General features: G+C 61.4%; 7 protein-coding genes and 1 tRNA gene. 5 read left to right on the top strand and 3 right to left on the bottom strand.

From position 1 onward, the window contains the following. Positions 1 to 145 precede the first annotated feature (145 nt). From X757_RS148785 to X757_RS148795, 3 genes are all read right to left on the bottom strand, one after another. Positions 146 to 1,135, bottom strand: a complete 990-nt coding sequence (locus tag X757_RS148785; RefSeq protein WP_023683177.1) for a BMP family protein — start codon at positions 1,133 to 1,135, stop codon at positions 146 to 148. Between the two features lie 252 nt (positions 1,136 to 1,387). Then, positions 1,388 to 1,711 (bottom strand): hypothetical protein, encoded by a 324-nt coding sequence (locus X757_RS148790; RefSeq protein WP_023691865.1) that lies wholly within the window; start codon positions 1,709 to 1,711, stop codon positions 1,388 to 1,390. A gap of 105 nt (positions 1,712 to 1,816) precedes the next feature. Beyond that, the gene (locus X757_RS148795; RefSeq protein WP_023726551.1) at positions 1,817 to 2,572 is read right to left on the bottom strand and encodes a hypothetical protein; all 756 of its coding nucleotides are present in this window, start codon (positions 2,570 to 2,572) and stop codon (positions 1,817 to 1,819) included. Between the two features lie 359 nt (positions 2,573 to 2,931). Here X757_RS148795 and X757_RS148800 point away from each other — a divergent pair. The 5 genes from X757_RS148800 to X757_RS148820 all read left to right on the top strand — a co-directional run bounded on the left by X757_RS148800 (position 2,932) and on the right by X757_RS148820 (position 6,931). Beyond that, positions 2,932 to 3,021: transfer RNA gene (locus X757_RS148800), tRNA-Ser, on the top strand. A 103-nt stretch (positions 3,022 to 3,124) separates the two neighbouring features. Beyond that, complete coding sequence (locus X757_RS148805; RefSeq protein WP_023726550.1) at positions 3,125 to 4,762, top strand: site-specific integrase; 1,638 nt, start codon at positions 3,125 to 3,127, stop codon at positions 4,760 to 4,762. Positions 4,763 to 4,843: 81 nt separating this feature from the next. Continuing rightward, on the top strand, positions 4,844 to 6,097 hold the full coding sequence (locus tag X757_RS148810; RefSeq protein WP_023726549.1) for a phage portal protein: 1,254 nt from the start codon (positions 4,844 to 4,846) through the stop codon (positions 6,095 to 6,097). Then, positions 6,094 to 6,432, top strand: coding sequence for a gene transfer agent family protein (locus tag X757_RS148815; RefSeq protein WP_023726548.1), 339 nt, complete (start codon positions 6,094 to 6,096; stop codon positions 6,430 to 6,432). The genes X757_RS148810 and X757_RS148815 overlap by 4 nt, the downstream gene beginning before the upstream one ends. Then, positions 6,425 to 6,931 (top strand): HK97 family phage prohead protease, encoded by a 507-nt coding sequence (locus X757_RS148820; RefSeq protein WP_023726547.1) that lies wholly within the window; start codon positions 6,425 to 6,427, stop codon positions 6,929 to 6,931. The genes X757_RS148815 and X757_RS148820 overlap by 8 nt, the downstream gene beginning before the upstream one ends. The last annotated feature ends 1 nt before the right edge of the window (position 6,932 follow it).

Raw genomic sequence — 6,932 nt, 5'->3', positions numbered from 1 at the left:
CCCCCCTCTGCCCTGCCGGGCATCTCCCCCGCAAGGGGGGAGATCGGACGTCGCCGAGACCTCCGCCAATCCTCAACGTCCTTTAAAGCCCTCAAACAAAACCGCCGGGCTTTTACCCGGCGGTTCGTAAGCGAATTCTTATCAATCAATACGGGCAGGCGTTGTCGGCGGTATAGTCGTGCACCTGGATCGTGCCGGCGATGATGTCGGCCTTGGCCTTTTCGACGGCAGCCTTCATCTCGTCGGTGACCAGCGCCTTGTTGTTGTCGTCCATGGCGTAGTCGACGCCGCCTTCCTTGAGGCCGAGATTTTGCAGGCCGCCCTTGAAGGTGCCGTTCTTGCCGTCCATGAAGGCGGTGTAGACCGCAACGTCGACGCGCTTCAGCATCGAGGTCAGCACCTTGCCGGGCTGCAGGCCGTTCTGGTTTGAATCGACGCCGATGCCGAGCTTGCCGGCATCCGCCGCCGCCTGCAGCACGCCGACGCCGGTGCCACCGGCCGCGGCATAGACGACGTCGGAGCCCTGGTCGATCTGCGTCTTGGCGATCTCGCCGCCCTTGGCCGGATCGTTCCACGCCGCGGGCGTGTCACCGGTCATGTTCTGGATGACATCGGTCGCACCGGCCGCCTTGGCGCCGCCGACATAGCCGCATTCGAACTTGCGGATCAGCGGAATGTCCATGCCGCCGATGAAGGACACCTTCTTGGACTTCGAGGCCATCGCCGCCAGGATGCCGACGAGATAGGAGCCTTCGTTTTCCTTGAAGACCAGCGAGCGGACATTGGGCATATCGACGGCATCGTCGATGATGGCGAAGTTGAGATCGGGATATTCCTTCGCGACCACCTTCAGCGCATCCTCCCAGGCAAAGCCGGCCATGACGATCGGGTTGCGGCCGTCCTCGGCGAAGCGGCGCAGCGCCTGCTCGCGTTGCGAGGCGTTCGACACTTCGAACTCGACATAGGCGGTGCCCGTCTCGGTCTTGAACTTTTCGGCGCCGTGATAGGCAGCCTCGTTGAAGGATTTGTCGAACTTGCCGCCGAGATCGTAAAGGATGGCCGGCTGGACATCCGCGGCGAAAGCCGGAAGAACCATTGCGGTTGCGGCCAGGAGGCCGAGAACGATACGTTTCATGTGATCCACACCCTGTCGGTTATTTTTTTCCGTTACGCGCCGTCCGCCTGCCCGGTTCTCCGGCAGGCATGCGGCATCAGCCAGGAGTGTACTCCCCTCCCGCTCAAGGCAATCTGGCACGGCCCGAAACAAAATTCACGCGGAATTTTGACCTTTTGGAAAAGCATGCCCCCCGTTGGAAAAACATGCCCAAGACGGTGACAGCTGTGGGCGATTGCCACATTGTCGTCTCAAGTCCGCTGGGACAACCCATCAGCCCGGCGCGAATTCTCCGCCGCGCCGCCGGCGCCGGTAGCCGATCGCATAGAGGATGAAGGCAAGCACCGCGAACACGGCAAACCCGGGCTGGGCAAGCACCCAGGCGATGCCGCCATCCCATATCATCGGATTGACCTTGGCGCGCACGAAGGTCTCGAAGGCCGCGCGGGTGTCGGGCGAAACCGCCAGCCAGCTCGAATTCAGCGGCGTCATGACCAATGCGGAAGCCGCCACCGAGCGCGTCGCGTCGAGCACGGCCATGATGACGGCGACCGAGAGTGCGACCATGGCCGCGAGGCGAAACAAAAAACGCAGCATCGAAATCTTCCCCGGTCCTCAAGTTCCTCCCGAGGACCTTCCGGTCAAAGGCGAGGAATAGAATGCGCACGCCCGGCGTGCAATCGCCATACGCGAATTTGAAGCCTATCGCCCGCCTATGGCCACTTTTCGGCTCCGCCGATGGACGAGCCAGACGCTGAGGACGCCGCCGCCAATGGCCCCGACCACCAGCCCGGCAAGGCCGATGAACACCGCGAAGTAGCCGCAGCCGCCTTCGAAACAGCTGATGTCGGTGGCTTCGGCGATCCCCGCGCCGAGCGCGAAGCCGGCGACAGTGCCGACGACGGCGCCGAGGATGATGCCGGCCAGGGCGGCGACGATCGAACTAAAGGCTGACGGTGCCTGCGCTTCCGGCCTTGCATAAAAGGCCTTGGCCTCGTCGCGGCGGCGCAGCAAGTAAATGCAAAAAAGGCCGATGACGATTTCGGTGGCGGCGATCGCAAGCTCCCTGGCGGAGACGGTGAAATCGGGCACGGTCAGCGCATAGACCTGCTCGGCCAGCCGCCAGGCGATGGTGGTGATCTGCCAGATGGTGAAATGACGCGGAAAGCGCGCGGAACGGCTTAAGGCGAGGCCGAGCAGATAAAGCCCCCACACGATGGTGACGATGTCGAAGGCCAGTCCGCCAAGCACGAAATAGAAGACCCTGTCCGGCAGGCCGGAACTCTCGAACAGCCACCGCGCCGAGACCAGCCAGTAGACCGACCATGCCATGACGAAGAGGAGCCAGACCACGGGCACGAAGGACAGCCCGCTGTCCGGACGCCCTGCGGGCGTCAGCCCGCCTGGCATGCCTCCGGCCGGCGTTCCGCTGGCCGGCTGTTCATTGCTCGATGTCATGTCTGGACGTTGCCCCCGCAAAGCCTCCGCCGCACTCGACAGGTGGCGAGGGGCGAAGTCAAGCACGGCCGGCCCTGCCGCCTTGCCCGTGCACACCATTCAGAACCGAAGCGCCTTAGAAGCGGAGGCGTTCAACGCCCCGTGAAACGATGCGTGGACGGCAAAGCGAATAGACTGCCGTTATGGCTTGGCATTCGGCGCCGGATCGACTAGATGAGCCCCGCGCCCGTTTGATTGACGGGCGCCGGGAAGGGCATCCGCTGGTTGGCGGTGTCCATCAAGCGGGTCTTCCCGCAAATCCCAAAGGGATGCATCTCCCCAACCCGCGTGGCAAAACCGGCCGGCGCGAATGCAAGGACGGAGAGGTGGCCGAGTGGTTGAAGGCGCACGCCTGGAAAGTGTGTTTACGGGAGACCGTAACGCGGGTTCGAATCCCGCTCTCTCCGCCAGACCCCCTTAAGGTATTGATCCATAAAGAAAACCCTTGCGTTGCAAGGGTTTCGGCTCCAAATGGTGCTACAATGCCTGCTACAAAAAGGGCTAGCCAGCACCATGAAATATGTCAATTTCCAGCGCGGCCGATACGTCGTCCGTGTCACGGTGCCGCTCGAACTTCGTGGGATCATCGGCAAGCGCGAACTGGTCGCTCCGCTCGACGCGGACAAGCGGTCAGCGGAACGCGCAGCGCACGGCGTCATCAATGGCTTTCTGGCGACGATCGATGACGCGCAGGCAAAGTTCACCGCGACCAGGCCAACAACCACCAGCGCGGCCAAGGCGCACTATCAAGCTGAACTTGAGGCCGACGATCGCGAGCGGGCGGGTGCCGGATCAAGCGCCGTCGCCGAGACACAGGCATTGTTCGCGCCACGCCGTGCAAGCCTGCTTCGGCTAGTCGTGGCAGGCCAGATCGACGGCGACGAAGCCGAAGCGCTGATAGGCTATGCCGCCGACGATCTTGAAGCGAAGGGGCTTGCGCCGACACTCCCACGCGGCGACCTATTGCGCGCCCTCGCCGAAGTGCAGCTAGACGCCTTCGCTCGCTTCGATGAGCGAAACAAGGGCGTTGTCGTGCCGGGCGAACCGAAGAGCGCTCTGTTGACCGCGCCAGGGCCGCCAGCGCCCATGACGGCCCAAGATCGTGGCACAGGTGCAACGCTAGACGACGTGCTCGTTGCCTTCCACAAGGAGCGCACGGCCGGCGCAAGGAACCTAGCTGACAAGACCATGAGCGAGCACAAGGTCGCGGTTCGTATGTTCAACGAGTTCATGGGCGGTGCGATGCCGGTCCGGTCGATCACCCGCGCTGATATCCTCGGCTACAAGGGCGCTCTGCTACAGACACCTAATCGCTACGCCGCCCGCTTCCCTGGTCTAACACTGCCACAGGCGATCAAGGCGAACGGCAAGCTCGAAAAGCCGATCCCGACGCTCGACCCGAAAACGATCAATCTTAAATGGCTGTCGCACCTGTCGAGCATCTTCAGATGGGGTGCAAACAATGGGCTGGTCGACGCTAACCCGGCCGCTGGCATCCGCGTTGACGAGGGCAAGGGCTATCAAGAGCCGACCCGCGTTCCATTCACACAGGACGACCTACAGGCGATCTTCGGCAATGAGCTATTCAAGCACCCAGCGCGATACGAAACGCCACAATGGGCGCTGTTGCTGGCGCTCTACACCGGTGCGAGATCGTCAAGCGAGATAGCCAGAATACGGCTTGCCGACATCTATGAAGAGCAAGGCGTTCCGGTCATCAATCTCTCTTTGGCATCTAAAAACGTTCGATCAAAGCGCATCGTGCCGGTGCATGATGCTCTCATCCGGCTCGGCTTTCTTCCCTACGTCGACAAGCTGCGCCGCAAGGGCAAAGAGCGGCTTTTCCCTGATTGGGAGCCAGAGGACAAAATCAACCGCTGGTTCCTGCGAAGCTTTAAGCCGCTTGTCGGAATCAACGACAGCCGAAAGGTATTCCACTCTTTCCGGCACACGCTCAAAACCGCCCTGGCCCGCTACGGCGTCAATCGCGACGTGTCGGACCTGATCACAGGCCACGCCGACCAGTCAGTCGGTGGCATCTACATTGGCGATGCCGCCGTTACGATGGTCCAGGCAATGAGCGATGGAATAAACCGGATTGACTTCAAGCTGCCGATTACCAGCTTAGATCATAAATCGCCCGAAAAGTAAACCTCGATAAAGAAAGATATAGGACTTTGCTCCTATCTATGAACGTGAGACAATAACCTCGAAATCAAGTTCGAGGTTGTGTTGTTCAAGCGTCCCGTTGAGTTGTTCAAGAATTTGTTCGGTGGCGATATCGAAAAGAAATCGATATCGCTTACTGACCCTCTGGCGCTCGACTTGTTCGGTGCATTTCCGACAGTAGCCGGACCTTCGATCAATGCCGCGACCGCGCTTCGTGTCCCGGCCGTGTATTCAGCTATCGTGCTCATCGCGGGCACGATTGGTTCGCTTCCCGCCAAAATCTTTGTAGCAGGGGCAGATGGCGGGAAGCGAACCGCTAACGATCATCCGGCCTATCGCCTTGTGCATGACGAAGCCAATGAGTGGACTTCGGCCGGGCAGCTTCGCGCCACGCTCACTGCCGACGCGCTCCTGCACGATCACGGATATGCCCTGGCTATCCGTGTTGGAGCTGGCAAGCCACAAGAGTTCATTCGGCTCGACCCTCGAACCGTCACCATCAAAACGAACGAGCTGACTGGCGAGCCTGTCTACGTTCGGCGCGTCGGCACTCGCGAGTGGATCTATGATTTCCGCGATGTCCTTCATGTTTCGTCGCCTCTTAGCCTCGCGCCGATCAAAGCCGGCCGCGAAGCCATCGCCCTGGCTACGATCTTAGAGCGGCACGCATCGCAGCTCTTCGCCGGTGGCGCTAAGCCGTCCGCGCTCTTCTACAATGACAACAAAAAGGGCGGTGAGGGCGGCACCTCCGGTTCGAAGGTCATCGCCGCGATCAAGGCCGCCTACCGGGCCGCTACTTCGTCCGGCAGCTTCACCGAACCCATGGTGCTCGATGACGGCTGGAAATACGAACAGATAGCGCTGACCAGCACCGACGCCCAATTCGCTGAGATGCGCGTTGAACAGGTCAACGAGATCGCCCGCGTTTTCCGCGTTCCGCCTCATCTGCTTTTCGAGCTTTCCCGCGCCACCTGGTCGAACGCCGAAGAGATGTTTCAATCGTTCCTGACGCTCACGCTGCGCTCGTGGCTGGATGAATGGGAATGGGCTTACGCCCGCGTCTTGCTCACGCCTGAAGAGCGCAAAACCCATTACGTCGAGTTCGTCATTGACGACCTCATGACCGCCAATTCAGCGACCCGCGCCGAGACCTATCAGAAGTATCGTGCCATGGGCGCGATCACCGCCAACGAGGTTCGCGCCGGCTTGAACCGTGAACCGCTGGAAGGCGGCGACGTTCTGGCAAATCCGAATATCACGCCAGGCGCACCTTCAGCGCAAAATGACAACGGCACCGCCGACAAGGCGGCGGCATGAACGAGCACGTCGCATTCTTCGGTGACGGTGAGCGCACCTTTGCGCTCACGCCCGACCTCATCATCGAACTTGAACGCAAGACCGGGGCGGGCATCGGCTCGCTCTGCCTTCGCTTTCCTGAAGGCAACTTCCGCCACGCCGAGCTTGTCGAGATCATCCGGCTTTCGCTCATCGGCGGCGGCACCACGCCAAAGGAAGCGGCCGCCCTTGCTGACACCTACGCGGCCAAGCGTCCACTCACCGAACCATTCCCGATCGCGGTAGCGGTCTTGCAAGCAGTCTGGAGCGGCACGCCGGCACCGACAACGGAAGGCCAGGCACTCCCCAATGGATAAGCTCGTTCTCGAAACGAAATTCACAACCGATGAAACCGGCGACATCGAGGGCTTGGCATGGCCTTTCGGCTCTGCCGATCGTGTCGGCGACATCATCGAGAAGGGCGCTTTCGCTGGCGTCAAGCTCCCGCTTACCATGCTGTTCGGCCACGACCAGAACGAGCCTATTGGCGTCTGGACAGAAGCGACTGAAGCACCGGATGGCTTGCGTCTGAAGGGCCGGCTTCTGGTCGATGACGTTGCACGCGCCCGTGAGGTTCGCGCCCTGGTCCAGTCTGGCGCGGTGCGCGGTATCAGCATCGGCTTCGTCACCCGCAAGGCCCTGGCCCGCGTCGGCGGTGGCCGGACTATCTCAAAACTCGAATTGCTTGAGGCGAGCCTTGTGTCTCTCCCCATGCATCCCGGCGCGCGCGTCACCAGCGCGAAGTCGGCAATCAAGGCTCTCGGCATCGCCGATGCGCTCAACCGCGCCACGGCGCTCTTACGAAAAGGCCACTGAC

This window comes from Mesorhizobium sp. LSHC412B00, from assembly GCF_000503035.1.
Taxonomy (GTDB): Bacteria; Pseudomonadota; Alphaproteobacteria; order Rhizobiales; family Rhizobiaceae; genus Mesorhizobium.
The sequence above is the reverse complement of the archived record's forward strand: the minus strand, read 5'-3'. Positions and strand labels throughout refer to the sequence as shown.

Coding starts and splice junctions, on each gene's coding strand:
- X757_RS148785 (WP_023683177.1), bottom strand. CDS start 1,135: ATGAAACGTATCGTTCTCGGCCTCCTGGCCGCAACCGCAATGGTTCTT.
- X757_RS148790 (WP_023691865.1), bottom strand. CDS start 1,711: ATGCTGCGTTTTTTGTTTCGCCTCGCGGCCATGGTCGCACTCTCGGTC.
- X757_RS148795 (WP_023726551.1), bottom strand. CDS start 2,572: ATGACATCGAGCAATGAACAGCCGGCCAGCGGAACGCCGGCCGGAGGC.
- X757_RS148805 (WP_023726550.1), top strand. CDS start 3,125: ATGAAATATGTCAATTTCCAGCGCGGCCGATACGTCGTCCGTGTCACG.
- X757_RS148815 (WP_023726548.1), top strand. CDS start 6,094: ATGAACGAGCACGTCGCATTCTTCGGTGACGGTGAGCGCACCTTTGCG.
- X757_RS148820 (WP_023726547.1), top strand. CDS start 6,425: ATGGATAAGCTCGTTCTCGAAACGAAATTCACAACCGATGAAACCGGC.